Consider the following 22146-nt stretch of genomic DNA (forward strand, 5'->3'; position numbering starts at 1 on the left):
CTACCCCTGTTTCGGCAGGAAAGCTTCCACCGCCGCGCTTGCAATCACCAGCACATTGCCGCTGTCCGGGTTGGTTACGTTCTGCCCACCAAACACCGCCTTCACCTCGGCTTGCCCACGCGGCAGCGTCTTCAAAAGTGCTCCGCAATCTACCTTGTCCGGCTCTTGGACCCCAACCGTCACCTGAACTCGCATGGCCGCGTGATCCATACCGAGTGCATCGAACATCGGGATCGACGAATGCCGGATCGCATCCTCAATCGCGCGCGCTGCGGCCTTGGTATAATCCTGACCGTACTGGTCATTCCCCATACCCATCTCGATAATGAAGCGCTGCTCGCTCATGCCGCACCCTCCAGATCAAGCGCCACCGAGATGGCGACGTTGGCAATCACCGTCGGCTTGCCGCCGTCGTCTCGGGGCACATCCAGCCCGCCGGGACTGACGACGACAGACACTTCGCCGAAGGGAAAAATCTCGGCCACTTGCGCTACATCCACCGCATCCGGCTGTTGAACTGCCACATCAACGGTGATCTGCATCTTGTTCTTTTCCTTGCCGAAAAGTTCGGCCAGATTGATCGAGTTGTGCCACAGCGCGTCGCGCACCCCGCGTACGGCCGCCTCGGTGTAGTCCTGCCGCCGAAGCGACGTTCCCATGCCGAACTCGGTCAACAGACGTTTGACCGCCATCAGAATTCCACCCCCGCCTGCGCCTTGATCCCATCGCGGAACGGGTGTTTCACAAGCGTCATTTCCGTCACGAGGTCGGCGGCCTCGATCAACTCGGGCTTGGCGTTGCGCCCGGTGCAAAGCACATGGGTCATCTCCGGCTTCTCACTCAAGAGAAACTCCACCACATCATCAATGTCGAGATAATCGTTACGCAGCGCGATGTTGATCTCGTCCAGCATCACGAACCGGTTGACCGGATCGCGGATCAGTTCCTTTGCCAATTCCCAACCTGCTTGCGCCTTGGCAATGTCGCGCTCCCGGTCCTGCGTTTCCCAGGTAAACCCCTCGCCTGAAACGTGAAACTTCACCTCTTCGGGGAAATGCTCCTCCAGAAAAGCCCGTTCCCCGGTCGCCATCGCCCCCTTGATGAATTGCACCACCGCAACCGGCATGCCATGCGCGATACATCGCATGATCATTCCGAATCCCGAGCTCGACTTGCCCTTGCCGGGCCCGGTATGCACGATGATCAGTCCCTTCTCGTCCGTCTTTGTCGCCATCATGCGATCGCGCGCGGCCTTGATTTTCTTCATCTTTTCGGTGTGGCGCGTGTTCTGATCGGTCATGTCGCTCTCTTTGGGCAAGGGGTAATGCGCGGCACGAAACCATAGCGCTGCATCAAGTACAAGCGCCCCTCATTTTCCGCGTGCACCGCTGAACACCGGGCGCGGGACCGGCCCGTGCAGATGCGGCAGCATGACGACGAGGTGGATCAGCCAGCCTGCACACCACAGCCCCGCCGCTGCATCAAGCCACCCGCCCATGCGCAGGATCACCGCCGTCATGACAAGCCCGAATGCCACCCCCACGCCCCGGCGCGCTTTCAACACGCCGCTAGCGCGCCAAGCGAACGCCCGCGCCGAGACCGCCATGATCAACCCTCCCATCGCCCCCATCGACAAGGCATGAAACCCTGCTGCGATGGGCCATAAGTCCAACGCCCGCGCCACGCCCATCGCCAAGAGTCCAGCGGGCAGCCAAAGATACGCAACCACTAGTATCGCCAATAGAGTGTCTCGCGTTGCCACCCTGACCGGCCACCTCGCGACCTGAACCAACAACAGACCGCTCACGGCCAATGCCCATTCCCTCGGTGCCACGCCACTGACGGCAACGCCAAACGCCAGAGCCGTGGTCATCCAGGGTCCCGCGACAGGCTTGCTGCCAACCGCATTGAAAAGAAACGCCGGCACCATTCGCCCACCGACGAACACCAACAAGGCAGCAAAACCCAATACCGGCCACGTGCTCGCTTCACCCCGCCACAGGAAAAGAACCGACCCGACACCGGCCAAAAGACAGATCGTGATGAAGGCCGGGCGCCATTGCCTGCCCCCCTTCTTGGCCTCCCAGAACAGACAGCCCGCCACGCTCCAGAAAAACGCCGTGGATAATGGCGCTGCAAGCGCAGAGTCCAAAAGCACGAGCCCCCGCGCCACGATCCACAGCGCGGCAATCCCAATCAACCGCCAGCCGCCAACCGGAGCCCGCCCGGTCCAGCTGCTGCATGCGGTCAGCAAATATCCCGCCAGCGCCGCGCCGCCGAAACCGAATGTCATCTCGTGGATGTGCCACGCCAAACCCGCTTCCAGATTCGGCCAGATCCGTGCGCCCCATTGCCAAAAACCCACCGAAATCGCCGCCCAGACCGCAGCCAGCGGGAACATCACGCGAAAAGATGCGGCCCAAAGGCCGGTTTCGGGCCACACCCGGTCGCTTGTAGGGTTCTGGGACGTCAACAGCCCACTCTCCTGCTTGACAAAGACCCCCACGCTGCCTCACTTGGGCGCGCTGGTGCCTGTTTGTAGAACAGGTGAATAGGGAATGCGACACGGGGCAGACATTGCCCCCAAGCGCAGCCGCCCCCGCGACCGTGACCGGAAAGGTCGCCCGATGCCACTGGATCTCTTCCGGGAAGGCCGGGCAACCGCAGGCCAAAGTGCCGAAATCCGCAAGCCGGGAGACCTGCCAGCAGACGAGATGACGTGAACCGGACGGGGTGTTTCCGGTGTCGGGCTGATGCAATGCAACCCGTCGCTGTTCCCCGTCCCCGACAAGGGAAGACAAGATGGCCGACGCCGACGCACCTGTCGAATTGCTGGTCTGCACCACTTGCCGGGCCGGTGCGCCCACCGATCAGGAAGGCCCCCGCCCCGGCACCCGGCTCTTCGAGGCGCTGCAAGCGACGGACCTGCCGGCCAACGTGACCCTGCGCGGGGTCGAGTGTTTTTCCAATTGCGACCACGGCTGTTCCATCACCCTGCGCGGTGGCGACGAACGCTGGACTTATGTCTATGGCAATTTCACCGGTGCCGAGGACGCGGAACTGGTGGCAGACGGAGTCACCAAATACGCTGCAACCGCCGACGGGCTTGTCCCTTGGCGCGACCGCTCTATCCATTTCCGCAAGAACTGCATCGCCCGTATTCCCCCCCTGGAGATCCCCGAATGAGCACTCTCGAAAAACTCCCCGTCACCGTGATCACCGGCTTTCTTGGCTCGGGCAAAACCACGCTGATCCGCAACCTCATGCAAAACCCGCAAGGCAAGCGCCTTGCCGTGGTGGTGAACGAATTCGGCGACGTCGGCGTGGATGGCGAGATTCTGAAATCCTGCGCCATCCCCGATTGTCCGGCGGAAAACATCATGGAACTGGCCAATGGCTGCATTTGCTGCACCGTGGCCGATGATTTCATCCCGACGATTGAAGCCCTCATGGCGCTTGAGCCGCGCCCCGATCACATCCTGATCGAAACCTCCGGCCTTGCTCTGCCCAAACCGCTTTTGAAAGCCTTTGACTGGCCTGATATCCGCTCGAAAATTACCGTCGATGGCGTGATCGCGCTGGCCGATGCCGAGGCCGTGGCCGATGGTCGCTTTGCGCCCAACGTCGCCGCCGTCGATGCACAGCGGGAAGCCGACGAAGGGCTGGACCACGAAACCCCGCTTTCCGAAGTCTTCGAGGATCAGGTCTCCTGCGCCGATATCGTGCTTTTGACCAAACCCGACCTTGCCGGCCCCGAAGGCGTAGCCAAGGCCAAGGCCATCGTGCTCGCCGAAGCTCCTCGCCCCCTGCCTGTGGTCGAAGTCGCCGAAGGTGAAGTCGACCCGCGCGTGATCCTGGGTCTTGGCGCGGCTGCCGAGGACGATATGGACAACCGCCCCTCCCATCACGACGGCCATGACGATCATGAACATGACGATTTCGAAAGCGTCGTGATCGACATCCCCGAGCAATCGGACCCCGCAACATTCGCGGCCAAGATCGAGAAACTGGCCAAGGAACAGAACATTCTGCGCGTCAAAGGCTACGCCGCCGTCACCGGCAAACCCATGCGCCTCTTGGTTCAGGCCGTAGGCGCGCGCGTACGTCATCAGTTCGACCGCCCGTGGAAACCGGAAGAAGCCCGTCAGGGCCGCATGGTGGTCATTGCCGAACATGACGACATCAACCCCGACAAGATCCGGGCCGCTCTGGTAGACTAAATCCCATGCACGTTGTCTTTCGCGAAAGCCACGGGTTGGATGAGACCGAAACCCCGATCGACCTGGGCCAGTCCCCGGCCGATCTGGTGGTGCTGTCGTTTTCCGATTCCGACCTTGGCGCTTTCGCGGCAGGCTGGCACCGCGCGGGTGGCGATCTGCCCTCGCTCCGGCTCGCCAACCTTGCGGCGCTGAAACACCCGCTTTCCGTCGACACCTACATCGAACAGACTTTGCACGGTGCCAAGGCGATCCTGATCCGCCTAATCGGCGGCATTTCCTATTGGCCTTATGGCATCCAGCAGGTTCAGGCATTGGCTCAGGAAAAGGGCATCGCGCTCGCGGTCCTCCCTGCTGATGGCCGTCCCGACGAACGGCTGGATGAGGTGTCGACCCTTCCGACCAGCACGCTGCATCGTCTGACCCACCTCTGTGACACCGGCGGCGCGATCGCCGCGCAGGCCGCCTTGGCACAGCTTGCCTTGGCCGCAGGGCTATATGCGCGCCCGGTGCCCGGCTCCAAGAATCTGCCGGATGTCGGCGCATGGACGCCCGATTCCGGTCTCTGCAAAGCCGAGGATATCCGCGATCCGTCCAAACCCCTGATCGCACTGACCTTCTACCGCGCCTACGTCAGCGCCGCAGACACCGCGCCGATCGAGGCCATGTTTGCCGAGTTCCGCAGCCGCGGTTTTGACGTGATCGGCCTTTTTGCACCCTCACTCAAACAGCCGCAGGCCGCCGCATGGCTGGCTGAACAGTTGCGTACGCTCACCGCCGCCGCCATCGTCAACGCCACGGCCTTCTCCGGCAAGGGTGATGACGGCACCTCCCCGCTGGATGCCACGGACGCGCCGGTCTTTCAGGTCGCGCTCTCCACATCGCGCCGCAAAGCCTGGGCCGAGGCCGAACGCGGTTTGTCTCCGGCGGACCTTGCCATGCATGTGGTTCTGCCCGAGGTCGACGGACGCCTGTTTGCGGGCGTCACTTCGTTCAAGGAGCCGGGCAAAAAGGACGCTGCACTTGAGTATTCGCGCTTCGGCCACCGCGCCGAAAACGAACGTATCAGCGCGTTGGCCGACAAGGTGCAAGGCTGGGTGGCCTTGGGCCAAAAACCCAATGCTGACAAACAACTGGCCGTCGTCCTGAGCACCTATCCGGGGAAAGACTGGAACATGGCCCATGCGGTTGGCCTTGACCCGTTGGCAAGCGTCGAGGCAATGCTCGAGGACCTTGCGAGCGAGGGGTACAATACCGCCTCATCCCCACGTCCAGTGCGCGACAGCCTGCAATCCGAAACCCTGTGCTGGCCGCTCGAAGACTACAAGGCCGCGCTTGCGACCTTGCCTGAAACGCTTCAGGGCACGCTCACCGAGACATGGGGTGCGCCCGAAGCCGATCCGATCTTCCGTGATGGCGCCTTTCACTTCGTCGCCACAACCCGCGGCAATGTCCTGGTCGCCTTGCAACCCGAACGCGGGCAAGACGCGCTGCGCGACGACGAGTACCACGACCTCAGCCGCACACCCCGCCATTCCTATGTCGCCTTCTACCTGTGGCTGCGCCGGGTTCAGAACACCGATGCCCTGATCCATGTGGGCGCCCATGGCACGCTGGAATGGCTGCCTGGCAAATCGGTGGCCCTGTCCCGTGAATGCTGGCCCGATGCATTGATCGGCGGCACGCCGGTGATCTATCCGTTCATAGTCAACGACCCCGGCGAGGCGGCGCAGGCCAAACGCCGCATCGGCGCACTCACTTTGGGACATGTACCACCTCCGCTGAAAACATCAGCCACCCCACAGCGGTTTGCCCGGCTGGAATCCTTGCTTGATGAGTTTTCCAACGCCGACGGCCTTGATCCCAAGCGGCGCGACAGGTTGCAGCAAAACATTAGTGATGAAGCGCACGCCCTTGGATTACAAGAGGAACTTGGTCTTGGCGACGCCACATCCCTTGCCGAAGCGATCACGCGCATCGACACATTTGTGTGTGACATCAAGGAAAGCCAGTTCGGGGATGGCCTGCATATCTTTGGGCGCGCGCCCAAAGCGTCGGGCTGCTTTGATGCGACCCCTTCGGCTGCGTCCGAGAAACAAGGTTTCCTGCGTGCTCTCAATGGGTTGCGGATTGAAGCTGGTCCATCCGGCTCTCCCTATCGCGGGCGCCATGACGTGCTCCCCACGGGGCGCAACCTTTATACCACAGACCCCCGCTCTGTTCCGACCCGCGCGGCCTATGCGCAAGGGGTCAAGCTGGCCGAGGAACTGGTCCGCAAACACCTTCAGGACGAAGGCGACTACCCCAAAAACCTGATCGTCGATCTCTGGGGCTCGGCCACAATGCGCACTGCTGGCGAAGAATTCGCCATGGCCCTGCATCTTCTTGGCGCCAAGCCCGTTTGGGACGAAGGCAGCGAACGCGTCAGCGGTGTTGAACTCCTGCCCATCGCGATGCTCGAACGCCCGCGCATCGATGTGACCCTGCGCGTCTCCGGCCTGTTTCGCGATGTGTTCCCCACGCTTTCGGCCCTTTACGGGCAAGCCATCCGCGCGCTGAGCGAACGCGACGAGGCCGCCGACTGGAACCCGTTTGCGGGCCGCGTCACCGCCCCGCGCGTCTATGGCCCCGCGCCGGGCAGCTATGGGCTTGGCATGGGCCATGACCTTGAGGACTATTCCGAGGAAGGCCGCCGTGCGGCCGGTGAAGCATGGCTCAACGCCTCGTCCTGGGCACTGGATACCGGCGCCGAAACCCAGGATCGGGACGGGATCGCGGAACGTGTGGCACAGGCCGACAGCTTCGTGCATCTTCAGGACCTGCCCGAAACCGATCTGCTGCTGGCGTCGGACTATGCTGCGCACGAGGCCGGGTTCGCCGCCGCGCAGAAGATCACCGGCGGCAAGGCCGCGCTGTACCACGTCGACAACACCAACCCCAACGCTCCCCGCGCCCGTGGCCTGACCGAGGAAATCGCCCGCGTCGTGCATGCGCGCGCCACCAATCCCGACTGGCTCGCCGGCATGATGCGCCACGGTTTCCGGGGAGGTGCGGAAATGGCCGCCACCCTCGATCACATGGCCGCCTTTGCCCATCTCGCCGGGGCGGTGCCCCCCCAACTGTTTGATGCCTATCACGACGCAACCCTTGGCAGTGACGAAATCATCGCTTTTCTTGAACGCGAGAACCCCAAGGCGTTGGCCGCCATGCGGGACCGCTTTGCCGCCTTGCACGAAGCCGGGTTGTGGCAAACCCGCCGCAACTCGATCCTAGCCGATATGGAGCGCCTGTCATGATCCGCCCCGAGGCCAAAGGCTGGTGCCCCGGCGCCTATCGTCCGATGATGTCGGGTGACGGGCTTGTGGTGCGGGTGCGCCCCACCCTCGCGCGCCTGACGCATGATCAGGTATTGGGGCTTTGCGATGCGGCACAAAGCTTTGGCTCCGGCCTGATCGACCTGACCAGCCGGGCCAACCTGCAAATCCGGGGCGTGTCCGAGGACAATCACGAACCGCTTCTGGCACGTCTGCACGCGCTCGATCTTCTGCCCGATGACCCGGCATTGGAAGGACGCCGCAATATCCTCGTGGACCCGTTCTGGCAGGAGGGCGACGACACACACCGCCTTACAACCGAGCTGACCGCGCGACTGGGCGAATTGCCCGCAATGCCCGCCAAGGTCGGCTATGCTATCGACCTCGCGCCCAATCCGATGTTCACCGCCAACTCGGCCGATTTTCGGCTCGAACGGAACTCGAACGGCGACATCCTCCTGCGCCCCGACGGTATGTCACGCGGGCGACTGGTTACGCCGGACACGGCCATCGACGCCCTGATCGACATGGCCCACTGGTTCGTGAAAACTGGCGGCCCGGCGCATCGACGGATGGGCAACCACGTTTCCTTCACCCAGCCCCCGGCGGACTGGCAAGCCGCACTTCCAGCAGCCCCCGCGAAACCGGTGGCTCCGGGACAGACCGGGGCCGACGCCCTTTACGGGGCTGCCTTCGGCCAACTGGCCGCCTCCCCTCTTGCCGCTCTGCTCAACGCGACACGGGCCACGGCCATGCGCGTGACCCCATGGCGGCTCTTCCTTCTGGAAGACACCGAAATGGCGCTCACCACCGATTTCATCACCGATGAAAACGCCCACCTGTTGAAGATCGACGCCTGCCCCGGCGCGCCGCTTTGCACCGCGTCCAGCGTCGACACCCGCACGCTTGCCCGCAAACTTGCCCCACTGGCCCGGCGCCCTCTGCATATCAGCGGTTGCGCCAAGGGCTGCGCCCGCCCGCGCGCCTGTGCCACAACCCTTGTCGGCGAAAACGGCGCTTTCAACCTTGTCCGCAATGGCCGCCCGTGGGATGAGCCCAGCGAAACCGGCCTTGCGCCCGAAACCCTTGCCCAGCGCATCGGAGAGTTTTGATGCCATATGAATACGAAAAGAACGGCCAGGCCATCTATGATGAGAGCTTTGCCACCATCCGCCGCGAGGCCGACCTCGCCGGTTTCGACGCGGACGAAGAACAGGTCGTTGTTCGCATGATCCATGCCGCCGGAATGGTCGGCCTAGAGAAACACGTCCGCTTTACCCCCGGCATGGTCGCCGCCGCCAGAAAGGCCATGGAAGACGGCGCCCCGATCTTCTGTGACGCGCGCATGGTCTCCGAGGGTGTCACCCGCCCGCGCCTGCCCGCCGACAACGAGGTGATCTGCACTTTGCACGCCGACGGCATCCACGCGCTGGCCGCTGAAATGGGCAACACACGCTCTGCCGCTGCCCTCGAACACTGGCGTGACCGGCTGGGTGGTGCCATCGTCGCCATCGGCAACGCGCCCACAGCGCTCTTTCACCTGCTGAACATGCTGGAAGACCCGACCTGCCCGCGCCCGGCCGCGATCATCGGATGCCCGGTAGGTTTTGTCGGCGCACGCGAGAGCAAGGACGCACTCTGGGCCGATCAGCCAGTGCCCTGCATGATCGTCGATGGGCGTCTCGGCGGCTCTGCCATGACCGTCGCCGCCATCAACGCCATCGCCAGCCGTAAGGAATGAACATGGGCACGATCTATGGGCTGGGGCTTGGCCCCGGCGATCCCGACCTGATGAGCGTGCGCGCGCACCGCCTCCTGACCAATGCCAAGCACGTTGCTTTTTTCCGCAAAAAGGGCCGCAAGGGACAGGCGCGCCAGATTGTCGAAGGCCTCTTGCCGGAAAACGCCATCGAATTCCCGATGGAATACCCCGTGACCACCGAGATCTCGGTGCATGATCCGCGCTATAATGAACTTTTGTCCGCATTTTACGCCGAGGTCACGCAGCACCTGATCGAACTGGCAAACGCGGGCGAAGACGTTGTGGTGCTCTGCGAAGGGGATCCGTTCTTCTATGGCTCCTTCATGCATCTCTATGCGCGCCTGCGCGACGTGGTCCCGGTGGACGTGGTGCCCGCCATCACCGGTATGTCCGGCGCGTGGACAGCAACCGAAACCCCGATCACCTGGGGCGATGATGTGCTGACCGTGCTGATGGGCACGCTCGAACAGGACAAGCTGACCGATTACATCCGTCGCACCGACGCGCTGGTGATCATGAAGATCGGCTCGAACTACGACAAGGTTGTCACCGCGCTCAAGGATGGCGGCAAATTCGACGACGCGTGGCTTGTGCAGTTTGCGACTATGGGCAGCAAACAGACCGTGACCAAACTTTCTGAAATGACCGACCACGGCACGCCGTATTTTTCTATCGTCATCGTGCATGGACAAGGACGACGCCCATGACCGGCTCGCTGGTTATCGCGGGACTCGGCCCCGGCAACGACGCCCTGATCACGCCCGAAGTGCAGGCCGCGCTGGACCGGGCCACTGATATCGTTGGCTATATTCCATATGTGGAACGCGTCGCCGAACGCCCCGGCCTGACGCTACACCCATCGGACAACCGCGTCGAAATCGACCGCTCGTGCCATGCGCTTGAAATGGCCTCGGAGGGCAAACATGTCGTGGTAGTCTCATCCGGCGACCCCGGCGTCTTTGCCATGGCCGCAGCCGTGTTTGAAGCGGTCGAGAACGGTGAACCCGACTGGCGCGACCTCGACATTCAGGTCCTGCCCGGCATCACCGCCATGCTGGCCGCTTCCGCGGCCTGCGGAGCACCGCTCGGGCATGATTTCTGCGCCATCAACCTCAGCGACAATCTCAAACCATGGTCCCTGATCGAAAAGCGCCTGCGCCTTGCCGCCGAGGCAGATTTTGCCATGGCCTTCTACAACCCCCGCTCCAAATCCCGCCCGGAAGGCTTTGAGAAGGCGTTGAAAACGCTTCAAGATGCCTGCGGCGACGCCCGTCCGATCATCTTTGCACGCAATGTTTCGCGCCCGGATCAACGGATAAACGTCGTCCCCCTGACCAAAGCCACACCGGACATGGCAGACATGCGTACCGTTGTCCTGCTTGGCTCGTCCCGCACCCGGATTATCGAGCGCAACGGCGCGCCTTTCGTCTACACGCCGCGCTCGGTTGAAGGCGAATGATCTGTGAAGGCCCATTGTCGCCCAAAACGGGAGGGGACGGGGCGTCCGTGTCAGGTCGACTGAACCCGTTCCAATACCTCTTCAACCACCGCCAGCTCCAGCCGCGGCGGCAACTTCGGTCGATCGATCATGATCACAGGCAGCCTCAGGTCTCGCGCAGCCTGCAACTTGGCCTCTGCCCCAACACCTCCGGCATTTTTGCACACAACCACATCCACACGGTGTTCCCGGAACAATACCGTATCCCCGGCCACATCAAACGGCCCTCGCGCAACTACAACCGTGTGATGCGGCAAGGCGATCTCGTCCTCGGGGGTATCGACCAGCCGGAGAACATAGTGATGCTGCGGTTGTGCGGCAAAGGCGGGCAGGTTCAGTTTGCCCAAGGCCAACATCACGCGCCGCGCCCCACCGCCCAAAGCCGCCACTGCCCCTGCTACATCCCTGACACGGGTCCAGTCATCCCCCTTCTGCGCAGACCACGCAGGCCGGGTCAGGGCGACAAGGTCCACCCCCGCTTCCCGACAGGCATGATAGGCATTCCAACTCATCTGCGCGGCAAAAGGGTGCGTGGCGTCAATGACATGCGTGATGTTATGCTCGTGCAGATAGCGGACCAACCCGTCCACCCCACCAAATCCGCCCACCCGTTGCGGGATCGGCTGGATCCTGGGTGCGGCAACCCGGCCCGCATAGGAAAACACGGCATTCATGCCGCGTTCCGCCACAGCGCGGGCAAGCATGCTGGCCTCGGTTGTGCCGCCGAGAATAAGGAGTTTGCAAGACATGGTTGACGCTCCGTGGCTGACCATCGTGGGCTTGGGCGAAGATGGACCGGATGGCCTCGCCCCCGCAAGTCGCAAAGCGCTGGATGAAGCGCAAGTGGTGATGGGCGCCGCACGCCACCTGTCCTTGCTGCCCGAACTCGACGCGGACACCATCGCCTGGCCTGTCCCCTTCAGCGACGGCATCCCGGTTCTGCTGTCGCACAGAGGGACGCCAACCGTGGTGCTCGCCTCGGGCGATCCGTTCTGGCACGGTGCGGGCGCAACGCTCGCCCGCCAGCTCACACCGGGCGAGTACATCACCCTGCCCGCGCCCTCGACCATGTCGCTGGCAGCCGCTGCCCTTGGCTGGCCTCTGGAACAGACCCCAACCATGGGGCTGCACGCTGCCCCCTTCGCCCGCCTGCGCCCCCACCTGCATCACGGCCAGCGCGCGCTTGTCACCCTGCGGGACGGACCTTCTGTGGCGGATTTCGCCGCTTGGCTCGTGCAACAAGGCTTTGGCCCAACCACCCTTCACGTGCTCGAAGCCCTCGGCGGCCCCCGCCAGCGTATTCGCTCCAGCCCCGCCCAGTCCTTTGACCTCTCCGACATCCGACATCCGGTCAGCGTCGGCCTCGACATTGCGGGCGATGGACCGGCACTCCCCCTTGCCACGGGACGTCCCGATGACCTTTTTGACCATGACGGCCAAATCACCAAGCGCCCCGTACGCGCCCTGACCCTCTCAACGCTTGCCCCAAAACCGGGCGAACATCTCTGGGACATCGGCGGCGGCTCGGGTTCGATCTCCATAGAATGGCTCTGGGCGCACCCAACCACCCAAGCCACCACAATCGAAAGCAATCCAACCCGCGCAGAGCGCATCCGCGCCAACGCTGCCGATCTCGGTGCAGACCGTCTAAGCGTTGTCACCGGCACCGCCCCCGAGGCGCTGTCGGATCTGCCTGACCCGGATGCCATCTTCATCGGCGGCGGTCTCAGCGATGAGATGCTGCAAACCGTCTGGGCGGCCATGCCGGACGGCGCGCGCCTTGTCGCCAATGCCGTCACCCTCGAAGCCGAAGCCCTGCTCTCCCTCTGGCACACCGACAAGGGCGGCGATCTGATGCGCATCGAACTGGCCCATGCCCACCCCCTCGGACGCAAGCGCGGCTGGAAATCCGCCTATCCCATCGTGCAATGGAGCGTTGAAAAATGATCGTCGCCGGGTTTGGATTTCGCGGCATCGCGACCACGCAAAGCCTGCGGGACGCTCTCGCGCAAACGGGGGCGCATGTCCCCACCCTGCTTGCAGCGCCCGCGGACAAAGCGTATGCCCCCAGCATCCAACAGTTAGCCCAGGAGCTTGGCCTCTCCGTGTTCCCCGTTCCCGCCCCCTTGCTGCAGTCGGCACAGACGCTGACCCAGTCGCCCAAGGCGCAAGAGCATCGCGCCACGGGCAGCGTGGCCGAAGCCTGCGCCCTTGCCGCAGCGGGTGCACACGCGGCCCTGCTGGCACCCCGCCAGATTTCAACCGACCGGCGCGCCACATGCGCCCTTGCCCAAGGATCGCCCGCATGACCGTGCATTTCATAGGCGCCGGACCGGGCGCTGCCGACCTGATCACACTCAGGGGACGCGACCTGATCGCCGCCTGTCCAGTCTGCCTCTATGCGGGCTCCCTGGTGCCGGACGAAATCCTGGCTCACTGCCCGGACAGCGCCACGATTATCAACACCGCCCCGCTCGATCTCGACGCAATTGTGGCCCATTGCAAAGCCGCCCATGCCAAGGGGCAGGACGTCGCCCGCCTGCATTCCGGCGACCTTTCGGTCTGGTCTGCAATGGGCGAACAGATCCGTCGCCTGCGCGCCGAAGGCATCCCGGTTTCCGTCACCCCCGGCGTGCCCAGCTTTGCCGCCGCCGCCGCTGCGCTGCAAACCGAACTCACCTTGCCGGGCCTTGCCCAATCCGTGATCCTGACCCGCACACCAGGCCGCGCCTCCTCAATGCCCGCGGGGGAAACGCTCACCAATTTCGCCGCCACCGGCGCGACGCTGGCGATACACCTCTCGATCAGCAATCTGGACACTGTGATCGCAGATCTCACCCCGGCCTATGGCCCCGGCTGCCCCGTTGCCGTGGTCTATCGCGCAAGTTGGCCTGATCAGCAGGTGATCCGCAGCACGCTCGCTTCCCTCAAGGACGACGTCACCGAAAACATCTCCCGCACGGCGCTGATCCTTGTCGGCCCGGCACTCGCAGGTGAAGGCTTTGAAGACTCTTGCCTCTATGCCACAGAATACGACCGCCGCTATCGCCCGCAAACGGCAGACAGCCCATGGTCTAGCTGGAGCCATGGCGATGACTAGACCAACTCCCAATCTTTCTTTTTCCCCAAATACCCCGTGGGTGTGGGAGCTGGCCCCCACCGTTCCCCCCAAAAAACGCCCAGAGGCAACCAACAAATGACCACCGCTCCCGGTCTCCTGATCTCCGCCCCATCTTCCGGCACCGGCAAGACCACGGTCATGCTCGGCCTCTTGCGCGCGCTGGCCGAAGACGGGCTGACTGTCCAGCCCTTCAAATCCGGCCCCGATTACATCGACCCCGCCTTTCACCGCGCCGCTGCGCATCGCCCGGCCTTCAACATCGACACATGGGCCATGCGCGAAGACCTGATCGGCGGTATTTCCCAGCAATCACAAGGCGCCGACATCATCGTCGCCGAAGGCTCGATGGGCCTGTTTGACGGCGTGGCCACGCGTGGCGAAAGCGGCTTTGGCTCTTCGGCGGAAACCGCCCTGAAAATGGGCTGGCCGGTCGTGCTGGTGATTGATGTCGGCGGTCAGGCGCAATCCGCCGCCGCCACGGCGCTCGGTTTCAAATCCTACAACCCCGATCTGCCCTTTGCCGGGGTGATCCTCAACCGCTGCGCTTCACCGCGTCACGAGCGGCTGGCCCGCCTCGGCATGGATCAGGCCGGGATCAACGTGCTCGGGGTGCTGCCCCGGCGTGGCGACCTGACCCTGCCAGAGCGCCATCTCGGCCTCATTCAGGCGGTCGAGCACCCCGATCTCGAACAGGCGATCCGGGGCTATGCCGCCTTCCTGCGAGAACATGTCGATATCGGCGCGATCAAGGCTGCGGCCAAGGCGGGGCCCGCCGCGACCGGCACACTGCCCAAGCCCCCGGCCCAACGCATCGCACTGGCCCAGGACGCGGCCTTTTCCTTCACCTATCCGCATGTCCTGACCGGATGGCGCAACGCCGGCGCGGAAATCCTGCCCTTCTCACCGCTGGCCAATGAAGCCCCCGCACCAAACGCCGATCTCGTCTGGCTTCCCGGAGGCTATCCCGAGCTCCATGCAGGCACTCTTGCCGCAAACACGACCTATCTCGATGGCCTGCGCGCTCACGCTCAGACAAAACCCGTGCATGGCGAGTGCGGCGGCTATATGGCGCTGGGAAAAGCGCTTATCGACAAGGACGGCACCCGGCATCAGATGGCCGGGTTGCTCGGCCTTGTGACTTCTTATGAAAAGCGCAAATTCCACCTTGGCTATCGACAGGCCACGCTTCTGGCGCCCATGCCCGGCTTTGCCGGTGGCGCCCGGCTCAGAGGTCACGAATTCCACTATTCCACCATCCTGGAAGAACCCGACGCGCCTTTGGCGCAGGTGGGCGATGCTGACGGAAACCCGGTTCCGGAAACCGGCTCCGTGCGCGGCCACACCACCGGCACCTTCTTTCACCTGATTGCAGAGGCAAGCGCATGAGCGGATTTGTCAGTTTCGTCGGCTCCGGCCCCGGCGACCCGGAACTTTTGACACTCAAGGCCGTTGACCGTTTGAAAAAGGCCGACGCCATCCTGTTTGACGACCTTTCTTCGGGGCCGATCCTCGAATACGCGTCCCCCGAAGCCGATCTTGTTGGGGTCGGAAAACGCGCCGGTCGCCCCTCGCCAAAGCAGGACCATGTCAGCCAGCTTCTCGTCGACTATGCCAAGGCGGGTGGCCATGTCGTACGCCTGAAATCCGGGGACAGTGGCATCTTTGGCCGACTCGAAGAAGAAATCGACGCCCTGCGCGCCGCCGGAATCAACTTTGAAATCATTCCCGGCGTCACCTCGGCCTGCGCTGCCGCCGCAGCGGCTCAAATCCCGCTCACCCGCCGCCTTGTTGCGCGCCGGGTCCAGTTTGTCACCGGCCACGATGTCGCCGGAGCCCTGCCCGGAGACCTGCACCTGCAATCCCTCGCCGATCCCGGTGCCACCACCGTCCTGTTCATGCCCAAACGTACTTTTCCGGCTCTTGCAGAGAAGCTCTTTGCCACGGGCCTGCGCCGCGACTGCCCTGCGCTCCTTGCTGAAAATGTCAGCCATCCTGACCAGACCCTGCAGCGCAGCACGATGGAGGAACTGTCCACCCAGCTCTCGGAAACCATCTCGAACGCGCCGGGCTTGATCCTGTTCGGGGAACTGGCCGAAAGCACCTGACATTTAACCGTTCCGCAATACGCCCCCGGAGGCACTTCAATGCGCACCCTCTCTCTTGTCGGTATTGGATCGGGTAACCCCGATCACCTCACGTTGCAGGCCATCCGCACACTGGAAAGCGCCGACCTGATCCTGTTGCCGCGCAAGGGGGACGAAAAAACCGAACTGGCCGACTTGCGCCGGATGATTGCGCGCGACCTTCTCAAGACTACGCCGAGAATTGTCGAGTTTGACTACCCGGTGCGCGACGCCAACACGCCCAAGTATCTCGATGGGGTGAACACCTGGCATGACGCTTTGGCAGAAATCTGGGGTGCGCTGATACATGAGCATGCCCCCGGCGACGGCCACGTCGCTCTCATGGTCTGGGGTGACCCCTCGCTGTACGACTCGACGCTGCGCATCGCCGATCGCCTGCGCGCCCGCGGGTTGACCTTTGACGTGTCTGTCGTACCGGGCATCACATCACTGCAAATGCTCACCGCCGCCCACGCCATCCCGCTCAACACGCTAGCTGGTGCCGTACAGATCACCACCGGGCGCAACCTGCGCATGCAGGGCTGGCCGTCGGACGCCGCTACAGTGGCCGTCATGCTTGATGGCGACTGCGCCTTTCAGACCCTCCCCGCAAATGACATCCATATCTGGTGGGGAGCCTATGTCGGCATGCCCCAGCAGATCCTGATCCAAGGCCCGCTACAAGATGTCGCCGAAACGATCGTCGAGACCCGCGCCAAGGCCCGCTCCGAGCATGGCTGGATCATGGATATCTACCTGATGCGCAGCAACTGACCCACTGAACCGGCGTCCGATTCGCATGAACGACACGGTCTAGCGCGCTGAATTCAGGCACTTTCGATCCTTTTTTGATGCGAACAGGCGTCATGACGTGGAAAATTCACGGCATTATCGTGTCAATTTCGAATAAACAAGCTTTCGCCCATTTCTCGACGCATTCCTTTAGCAGCCTTTAACCTGCACTGGCCCGAAGACCCTTCGGTCCGGTGTGTGTGTAAAGGTTCAGTTCTATGTTGATCCGCAGAATGAACAGCCAATGAAAGGGCTGACGATATGAAAATTCTGGCCGTCGACGATGACGAAAACATCCGCGAGCTGCTCACCGAAGCAGTCGCCGCCAAGACGTCACACACGATCATGACCGCCCCATCGGGCCCCGAAGCAATCCGTATAATGGCCCGCGAAGAAACACCGTTTGACTGCTTTCTTCTCGACATCCAGATGCCGGTCATGGATGGCATTACGCTTTGTGGCAAGATCCGCAAGGTAAAAGGCTACTCCCGAACCCCCATCATCATGCTTACGGCGATGTCGCAGAAGAAATACATCGACGGTGCTTTTGCGGCCGGTGCCACGGACTATGTCACCAAACCATTCGATTTTCTCGAACTATTCAGCCGTATCAGCGTGGCCGACAAGCTGTCCAAAGAACAGGCGCGCGTCAGTGACAGCATCTCAGAGATGTCTGCCCTCAAGCGCGACCTGATCACCAACACGGCCCACAGCCTGAATGAACCGGTCGAACTCACCGGCGTCACCCAGGTCGTCGGCTATGTGGCTTTCGAAAACTACATCATGCAACTGTCGCGCGGCTCCTTGCTGCGCGCGTCGGTCTTCGCTGTGAAAATCGCCGCTGTCGAACGCCTTTTCTCAAACGTGAGCCATATCGCCTTCCGCCAGATCCTCACCGACATCGCCAGCGAAACCGTCTCGGTCCTGGGCGACAACAACGCCATGGCAACGTACCGTGGAAATGGCGTGTTCCTGTGCATCGTGCCGCGGATCCGTGATTTCTCACACACCAAATTCGAGGTCGATCTCAACAGCCGCCTTGAATACGTGCCCTCGCTGCATGTGGAAAACCAACACGTCAAGATTTGCGTCGGCGAACCCGTCGCCATGCGATCTCTTACACGCGCAGGTGCCCTGTTTTCACTGCAGAAAGCGTCGGCCAATGCCGAACAGCGCGTGAAAAACCAACGCGAGGTATTGGCCATGCTGCGCAAGTCCATGCGCGTGCGCCCCCGCTCTGGTTTCCAGAGCGAAATGGAACGCCGCGCCTATGAAGTGCTGCTTCAGGACGCGCTTCAAGAGGACGATACGCCCAATCAGGGCGCGAAGGCATTCAGCTGACGCTGACCTTTCATGAAACAAAAAACAAAAGCGGCGCCCGATGGTGCCGCTTTTTTCATTAGTGATGCGTGTGATCGAGATCCATCAGCGCCACCTGAACTCGGGCCCCGTCCATCTCCATGACCGGACCCGCTGGTTCCGCCAGCAGGCCCAGCCTCCCGATCCAGCGCGACCAGACCGCGGGGACCAACCCCAGCACCTTCTTGGCCCCGAGTTCACGCGCTGTTTCGATCAACTGGTTCATCAATTGCGCCTGAACTTTGGTGCGCATCTTGGCGGGTACGGTGTTGGAAATGAATACGCGGCTCGATTCCCAGATATCCGGATCAACCGGCGCCTCGAAATACAACAGGTTCGACGGTATCGACTCCAGCATTCCCTTCTGCGCATCGCGGATCATATAAGAATACATGCCGCATTTCGCCGTGGTTGGCGTGAGACGAATCCCCGCCAGAACCTCTCCATTCTCATGCACAGCGATCCAACGGCTCGCGGGCGTATCATACTGGTCATACTCCATGCCCTCGGCCTCGGGCAGGTCCCAGTTGTTCTGAACAATGAAACTCTGTCGGCGCGCCTTGAGAAGCTTGACTAGAAGCTCGCCATGGTTGTGCATGTTTTCAAAGGACAGGGTCGTCGTCAGCATATCCCCATCTCTCCTCAAGTATCAGGTTTCGTCCGAACCGCAGGCGTTACCGACATCACCGATCCCGGACCAGCCGAAATCGGGCACATTTTCACGAGACAATTCAGGATTACCCGGTGCACCTGTGTGCAGACAAGCCCGAGCGTGTTTGCCACGATCCCTACGCGTCGAATGCCATCTCGACAGGCGGCAGAGTTCCCCCTACGCATTCCGAACATCGCATCCAAAAACCGAAAACCAACACTATGCCTCAACGTTTTTCTTTTAGTAGAGACACATAACAGCCGTTCTTTCCACCCAAAAAAGCCCAAATTGACGCGACGGAGCACTGACTGTGGCGGAAACGCCCCGAAATTTTTCCCGTTATACGGTAGTTGCACAGTATTTCGCCCTAACTGGCATGCCCCGGAACAGAGTATGGCGCCCAGTTTCGTGGAATTACCCAGACCTGACCACGAATTCGCCACCTTGCCACAGCAGTCTCGAACCTGACCCGGTCCGCAGTCGGACCAAAAGATGATCGCTGCCAAGAGGATGCCATGACACCATATTTCATGACTTTTCACGTCAAGGGTGAGCTTGCCGGAACCCTGTTCCTGCGAGAGCCAGAACCCCGTCTTCTGATCGATCTGTCCCCTGCCCCGACCACAGGTGCCAAGGCGCCGGGACACGCCTATCCCGAGCGGGTCTGTTTCACGTTGCGCAGTTCCGAACTCATCACGCGGTTCCGGGACGAAATGCGCCCCGGTGATGTTGTCGAAGCGACTGGAACCTTCTCTCAGTCCGGCTACATCCCGCACAAGACAAGCCATATCGACACAACCTTCATGATGCTCGACTTCACCCGCGTCACCCGCAGGCTGCCGAACCTGAGCCATTCCGGCCGCACCTATCACATGCCCGAACTTGTCTGGATGCACTGAACGGCTTATCGAAATCATACCGAAACACGACCACGCTTCGGCCATAATCCCATGTTGAAATACGCGAAATTCACATAAGCGGGGCAAAATGCCCCTCCCACACCGGTAGACGCAGAATGCACACTGACTATTCCAAAGGCCATTCGAATGCCCACCCTGTCAGACGGGCATTGAAGCGTTTGTCGTCTATCGTTGTTCACACCGGCAAGCCCACCGTGGAAAAAGCCCACCGCCTGGAAAAGCAGGTCCATGATTTTGCCAGCGGCGGCCTGGCCCTATTCTGGCAGCGTCAGGGCATCTATTTCGGCGCCGCTTTGCTGTGCGGGTTCTACTACAGCCTGCCGGTCGCAGGCTTTTGCTACCTTCTGTGCCAACTGGCGGACATCTTTGATAGCGCCGTATCTCTCAAGGTCGTCAACAGAAAAGATCACTCCTTTCGCCACACGCGCCGCCTGTTGGCGGCGCTATTCGCGTCCAACACGTTTAGCTCGCTGGCCGTGGCGATCTTTACCTTGCTCGTGGCCGAGCTTGAGGGTCCGGCCGAGCACTTTACATCGCTGTTCTTCCTTTTTGCCGCCGGGCTTTTCGCAGCGGTGAACAACCATCAGCTGCCCCAGGTCCTGGCTGTCCGGCTGGTCATCTACGGTGCGCTGTTCATCTATATCCCCGCGCACGATATCTGGAACCATGGACCCAGTTACGGCTCCAAGATGTGGCTGCACTTTGCCACCGCCATCTTCGTGCTCTATTTCGTGTTGGAATGCTCGATGATCTTCCTGCGCCTCTACCAGCGCGGTCTTGACCAGTTGGAAGAACTGCGCGCAGAACGCGACAAGGCCCGTGACGCCTACGAGGTCAAATCCCAGTTCGTTTCTGTGGTAAGCCACGAATTGCGTACGCCCCTGACCTCGATCAACGGCGCGCTGGGTCTTCTGCGCGACACCGATCTGTCCGGCAACCCGCAAAGCGCGGCCCGCATGATCGACATCGCGCACAAAAACAGCCAGCGCCTGAGCAAGCTGATCAATGACTTGCTGGATATCCAGAAAATGGAATCCAGCAAGATGACCTACGATTTCGCCCCACTCGAACTGAGCGACCTGCTGGACGAAGCGGTACAGTCCAACTCTCCTTATGGCGACAAGTTCGACGTCCGCCTGTCCATCACCCGCACTGATCCAGGTCTGCATGTCATGGCCGACCGGGAACGCCTGATGCAGGTTCTCGACAACCTGCTGTCCAACGCAATCAAGTTTTCCTCACCCGGTTCCGAAGTCCAAATCAGCACAAGCCGGGATGATGATCTGGCCATTCTCGAAGTCCGTGACTTTGGCATCGGCATTCCAGAAAACTCACGCGACGCCGTTTTTGGCAAGTTCACTCAGGTCGATGGCTCGGATAAGCGAGACCATGACGGCACCGGGCTGGGAATGTCGATCGCCGAACAGATTGTCACGGACCACAACGCCCATATTGACTACGACAGCACTCCCGGCAAAGGCACCCGTTTTTATATAGAGTTCCCCCTCATTAAAGGGCCAAGCAAATGATGCATTTCCCCGACTCCCAAACCAACAACGGTCACTTCCCGTCAAGTCACATGGACAAGTTCGCCAAGTTGCGTGTCCAGTTCCTGTCCGGTTTGCCCGCACGCGAGGCCGAGTTGGAAGATTTGACCGCAATTCTTCTGACGCGCGGGGACTGTCCAAAGACACTCGACCTGTTGCATACGGCCATCCACAAACTGGCGGGGATATGTGCCACCTACGGCTTGACAGATGCTGGGAACCAGGCGGCACAGGCCGAAGCGGTCATCGTATCCAGACGCAGCACACGCCTGTGCGAAGAAGCGCTGTACGATATCCTTCTGGCAACGGATCTGGTGGCAGAGGAACTGCGGCGCGCCGTGGGCGAAGACTGACCGTCAGGCCTCCTACGACGCGGCAATCGCGCGAATCTGGTCCGGCAAAGCAATGGGGTCGAACGGTTTCTGTATTGTCCCAACCGCTTCCTGCTTGAGAACTTCCTCGTATTCCGTCGCCACGTCCTTGGCTGTCATGAAGATCGCCGGGGTGTTCCTGAAAGCCTCGATTTCTCGTAGAGCCGCCAGCGTCTCAATCCCCGTCATGCCCGGCATCATCATGTCGAGCAGGAGCACGTCCGGCGCAAAGCTCTCCGCCTGTGCCAGCGCCACTTCTCCGTTTTCACATTGCAAGAGTTCAAACCCGCCGAAATCGACCAATGCCATCTTGGCGATTTCCCGGATGTCCGGGTCATCCTCCACGTGCAGGATTTTTCGAAGTTCGTTCATGTCGGCCCCGTGCAGTTGTTGCCTGCACCCTAGCCACGCCGCGGACGGGCGCGAAAGAGTGGGTTTGTGTCACACTGACCTCAATGAGGGTCAGCCCC

24 protein-coding genes and 1 riboswitch are annotated in these 22146 nt (G+C 61.7%); of the genes, 17 read left to right on the forward strand and 7 right to left on the reverse strand.

Annotated features, from left to right (window positions below; translation table 11 throughout):
- The 4 genes from BMZ35_RS16095 to BMZ35_RS16110 all read right to left on the reverse strand — a co-directional run bounded on the left by BMZ35_RS16095 (window position 1) and on the right by BMZ35_RS16110 (window position 2473).
- Window positions 1-345 (reverse strand): Lin0512 family protein, encoded by a 345-nt coding sequence (locus tag BMZ35_RS16095; RefSeq protein WP_093094984.1) that lies wholly within the window; start codon window positions 343-345, stop codon window positions 1-3.
- Window positions 342-692, reverse strand: a complete 351-nt coding sequence (locus BMZ35_RS16100) for a Lin0512 family protein (RefSeq protein WP_093094986.1) — start codon at window positions 690-692, stop codon at window positions 342-344. Before BMZ35_RS16100 ends, BMZ35_RS16095 begins: the two co-directional genes overlap by 4 nt.
- Entirely contained in the window at window positions 692-1300 is a 609-nt protein-coding gene (gene cobO, locus BMZ35_RS16105) for a cob(I)yrinic acid a,c-diamide adenosyltransferase (protein ID WP_093094988.1), read from the reverse strand. The genes BMZ35_RS16100 and cobO overlap by 1 nt, the downstream gene beginning before the upstream one ends.
- Window positions 1301-1369: 69 nt before the next feature.
- Window positions 1370-2473, reverse strand: coding sequence for an NnrS family protein (locus BMZ35_RS16110; protein ID WP_131814394.1), 1104 nt, complete (start codon window positions 2471-2473; stop codon window positions 1370-1372).
- Window positions 2474-2509: 36 nt separating this feature from the next.
- Window positions 2510-2721, forward strand: a riboswitch (cobalamin riboswitch).
- An 81-nt stretch (window positions 2722-2802) separates the two neighbouring features.
- Between BMZ35_RS16110 and BMZ35_RS16115 the strand changes: the two genes are divergently transcribed.
- The 7 genes from BMZ35_RS16115 to cobJ are packed head-to-tail and all read left to right on the forward strand — an operon-like array spanning window position 2803 to window position 10752.
- Complete coding sequence (locus tag BMZ35_RS16115) at window positions 2803-3186, forward strand: DUF1636 family protein (protein WP_093094992.1); 384 nt, start codon at window positions 2803-2805, stop codon at window positions 3184-3186.
- The gene (gene cobW, locus BMZ35_RS16120; RefSeq protein ID WP_093094994.1) at window positions 3183-4220 is read left to right on the forward strand and encodes a cobalamin biosynthesis protein CobW; all 1038 of its coding nucleotides are present in this window, start codon (window positions 3183-3185) and stop codon (window positions 4218-4220) included. Before BMZ35_RS16115 ends, cobW begins: the two co-directional genes overlap by 4 nt.
- A gap of 5 nt (window positions 4221-4225) precedes the next feature.
- Window positions 4226-7513: a cobaltochelatase subunit CobN gene (gene cobN / locus BMZ35_RS16125; protein ID WP_093094998.1), complete on the forward strand. Its 3288-nt coding sequence runs from the start codon at window positions 4226-4228 to the stop codon at window positions 7511-7513.
- On the forward strand, window positions 7510-8643 hold the full coding sequence (locus tag BMZ35_RS16130; protein WP_242654828.1) for a cobalamin biosynthesis protein CobG: 1134 nt from the start codon (window positions 7510-7512) through the stop codon (window positions 8641-8643). Before cobN ends, BMZ35_RS16130 begins: the two co-directional genes overlap by 4 nt.
- On the forward strand, window positions 8643-9272 hold the full coding sequence (locus BMZ35_RS16135) for a precorrin-8X methylmutase (RefSeq protein ID WP_093095000.1): 630 nt from the start codon (window positions 8643-8645) through the stop codon (window positions 9270-9272). Before BMZ35_RS16130 ends, BMZ35_RS16135 begins: the two co-directional genes overlap by 1 nt.
- A complete protein-coding gene (cobI, locus tag BMZ35_RS16140; protein ID WP_093095002.1) occupies window positions 9269-10000 on the forward strand; it encodes a precorrin-2 C(20)-methyltransferase in 732 nt (243 codons plus the stop codon). Before BMZ35_RS16135 ends, cobI begins: the two co-directional genes overlap by 4 nt.
- Window positions 9997-10752, forward strand: coding sequence for a precorrin-3B C(17)-methyltransferase (gene cobJ / locus BMZ35_RS16145; RefSeq protein WP_093095006.1), 756 nt, complete (start codon window positions 9997-9999; stop codon window positions 10750-10752). Before cobI ends, cobJ begins: the two co-directional genes overlap by 4 nt.
- Before the next feature lie 50 nt (window positions 10753-10802).
- On the opposite strand, the gene BMZ35_RS16150 is transcribed toward cobJ, so the two are convergent.
- Window positions 10803-11540 (reverse strand): cobalt-precorrin-6A reductase, encoded by a 738-nt coding sequence (locus tag BMZ35_RS16150; RefSeq protein WP_207502996.1) that lies wholly within the window; start codon window positions 11538-11540, stop codon window positions 10803-10805.
- On the opposite strand from BMZ35_RS16150, the gene cbiE reads away from it, so the two are divergent.
- From cbiE to BMZ35_RS16185, 7 genes are all read left to right on the forward strand, one after another.
- The gene (gene cbiE, locus BMZ35_RS16155) at window positions 11539-12738 is read left to right on the forward strand and encodes a precorrin-6y C5,15-methyltransferase (decarboxylating) subunit CbiE (RefSeq protein ID WP_093095010.1); all 1200 of its coding nucleotides are present in this window, start codon (window positions 11539-11541) and stop codon (window positions 12736-12738) included. The two genes, BMZ35_RS16150 and cbiE, sit on opposite strands and share 2 nt — an antisense overlap.
- A complete protein-coding gene (locus BMZ35_RS16160) occupies window positions 12735-13100 on the forward strand; it encodes a cobalamin biosynthesis protein (RefSeq protein WP_093095012.1) in 366 nt (121 codons plus the stop codon). The genes cbiE and BMZ35_RS16160 overlap by 4 nt, the downstream gene beginning before the upstream one ends.
- Entirely contained in the window at window positions 13097-13891 is a 795-nt protein-coding gene (gene cobM / locus BMZ35_RS16165; protein ID WP_093095015.1) for a precorrin-4 C(11)-methyltransferase, read from the forward strand. Before BMZ35_RS16160 ends, cobM begins: the two co-directional genes overlap by 4 nt.
- A 96-nt stretch (window positions 13892-13987) precedes the next feature.
- Window positions 13988-15298, forward strand: a complete 1311-nt coding sequence (locus BMZ35_RS16170; protein WP_093095016.1) for a cobyrinic acid a,c-diamide synthase CobB — start codon at window positions 13988-13990, stop codon at window positions 15296-15298.
- Complete coding sequence (gene cobA, locus BMZ35_RS16175) at window positions 15295-16017, forward strand: uroporphyrinogen-III C-methyltransferase (RefSeq protein WP_093095018.1); 723 nt, start codon at window positions 15295-15297, stop codon at window positions 16015-16017. Before BMZ35_RS16170 ends, cobA begins: the two co-directional genes overlap by 4 nt.
- 39 nt (window positions 16018-16056) lie before the next feature.
- A complete protein-coding gene (cobF, locus tag BMZ35_RS16180; RefSeq protein WP_093095021.1) occupies window positions 16057-16809 on the forward strand; it encodes a precorrin-6A synthase (deacetylating) in 753 nt (250 codons plus the stop codon).
- 279 nt (window positions 16810-17088) lie between these two features.
- Window positions 17089-18168: a response regulator transcription factor gene (locus BMZ35_RS16185; protein ID WP_093095026.1), complete on the forward strand. Its 1080-nt coding sequence runs from the start codon at window positions 17089-17091 to the stop codon at window positions 18166-18168.
- A gap of 58 nt (window positions 18169-18226) precedes the next feature.
- Here the strand turns inward: BMZ35_RS16185 and BMZ35_RS16190 are convergent, their stop codons facing one another.
- Window positions 18227-18814, reverse strand: a complete 588-nt coding sequence (locus BMZ35_RS16190) for an acyl-homoserine-lactone synthase (protein WP_093095029.1) — start codon at window positions 18812-18814, stop codon at window positions 18227-18229.
- Window positions 18815-19353: 539 nt separating this feature from the next.
- Here BMZ35_RS16190 and BMZ35_RS16195 point away from each other — a divergent pair.
- The 3 genes from BMZ35_RS16195 to BMZ35_RS16205 all read left to right on the forward strand — a co-directional run bounded on the left by BMZ35_RS16195 (window position 19354) and on the right by BMZ35_RS16205 (window position 21658).
- A complete protein-coding gene (locus BMZ35_RS16195; protein ID WP_093095031.1) occupies window positions 19354-19737 on the forward strand; it encodes a hypothetical protein in 384 nt (127 codons plus the stop codon).
- Window positions 19738-19916: 179 nt separating this feature from the next.
- Window positions 19917-21287 (forward strand): sensor histidine kinase, encoded by a 1371-nt coding sequence (locus BMZ35_RS16200; protein WP_165610106.1) that lies wholly within the window; start codon window positions 19917-19919, stop codon window positions 21285-21287.
- Window positions 21284-21658, forward strand: a complete 375-nt coding sequence (locus tag BMZ35_RS16205) for an Hpt domain-containing protein (protein WP_110680264.1) — start codon at window positions 21284-21286, stop codon at window positions 21656-21658. Before BMZ35_RS16200 ends, BMZ35_RS16205 begins: the two co-directional genes overlap by 4 nt.
- A 12-nt stretch (window positions 21659-21670) precedes the next feature.
- Here BMZ35_RS16205 and BMZ35_RS16210 read toward each other — a convergent pair whose 3' ends face one another.
- The gene (locus BMZ35_RS16210; RefSeq protein ID WP_093095037.1) at window positions 21671-22048 is read right to left on the reverse strand and encodes a response regulator; all 378 of its coding nucleotides are present in this window, start codon (window positions 22046-22048) and stop codon (window positions 21671-21673) included.
- Between the last annotated feature and the right edge of the window lie 98 nt (window positions 22049-22146).

The sequence above is a fragment of the Shimia aestuarii genome (assembly GCF_900114635.1).
Taxonomy (GTDB): Bacteria; Pseudomonadota; Alphaproteobacteria; order Rhodobacterales; family Rhodobacteraceae; genus Shimia; species Shimia aestuarii.